Here is a 1,259-nt window from a genome sequence, read left to right as displayed (position 1 = left end):
CAGGAAGCCGCCGATGGTGGCAACGCAGCTGATCAGAACGATGAGGCGGGTGTTTTCCGCCTCCTGGATGGTATTGGTGCTCTCGAGAGCAATGTCGCTCATGAAGGTCTCCTTGGTTTGTTATTACAACTGAGGCATGCGCCGGTTCAGTGCTTGTGGTACGGCGAATTCTGCGCCACGCCCCGACGGTGGCGCGATGTCCTGCCAGGGCGTCTGGCCGGGCGGCAGGTCAGCAGTGCGCTGGCCAGGTCGTGCAGCGGGAAGCATTGGATCTGAAGATGGGCTTCTAACATTTTATACCATCAAACAAAGGGCGCTAACATATTTGCTGAGTCTGGCCGGTTTCCGTCCTTGTGTCAATGCATTGTGACAGTCAGGAAAGTTCGATTGTGACGACAGCGAATGTCAAAGGGGACACTCCAGCGCGTCGGAGCACCTTGTGATGGCGCTTTCCCAAGTGCGGCGCCAGCCCGCGCGTATCCCCGCTCCTCATGCGAGGAGCGGGGACCGCAGTTCAAAAACAGCAGGTCAGTTGAACGGACGAGGATCGAGCGGGGAGGGGGGCGCCGCATTAGCCGGGTCGCCACAACGGCTTTTCATGAGATCGCTATCCAGCACCGCTTGGTCGGCCTTGTTGCTGTAATGTAGCTTCGAGGCAAGCAGGAGTTCGTTTTCGTACCGGAACTGCCCCGCTTCATAAGGCAACCCGTGTGAATTTGCAAGCAGTAACAGACCATTGGCGGAACGTGCAGACAAAGCCCACCCCAGCGCAGGCGCGCGTTCGGCGCGGCGTACGTCGTCGAGTGGATCGCTTCCGATGCCATGATGAAGTTGATTGATCGCTTTCATGGCGGCGTCGGCGTTACGACTCGTTTCCAGTTCAGGCCGCGATGGATTCAATGAACGTAGAGACATTGACCAGTGAATCACATTGCAGGTTCCTAAACGCTGCTCCATTTCGTTCAGCGCGATCGCGGTRCGGCCATCGCGCACCATGACCAGAGAACGCACTGGAGCCGCCAATTGCGTCATCCATCCAGACGCAGTGTAGTCAGATACCGTTTTTGCCGCCAAGCCTTCGTCTGGATCCGAAGTGATCAATAGAACGAACAGGCGATTCGACGCAATGCCATGTCGCTCAAGTGCGCTGGCAATGTCCAGGATCGTCTGGCCGCCTGAATTATCGAAATAGCCGCCATCGACGATGGCGCGCTCGCTCACCGTTTCTTCTTGTTGCCACGGATTCCAATGGAATACAT

Annotated in this window: 1 protein-coding gene; it reads right to left on the bottom strand. The window is 57.0% G+C overall.

Features of this window, described 5'->3' with window-relative positions:
• Nucleotides 1-528 precede the first annotated feature (528 nt).
• Nucleotides 529-1,259 (bottom strand): hypothetical protein (locus AC1DYX_RS31255; protein ID WP_477266120.1); only part of this gene is annotated, 731 nt, incomplete at its 5' end.

The organism is Massilia sp. P2_C2 (assembly GCF_056404615.1).
This window is presented reverse-complemented; position numbering and strand designations above follow the sequence as displayed.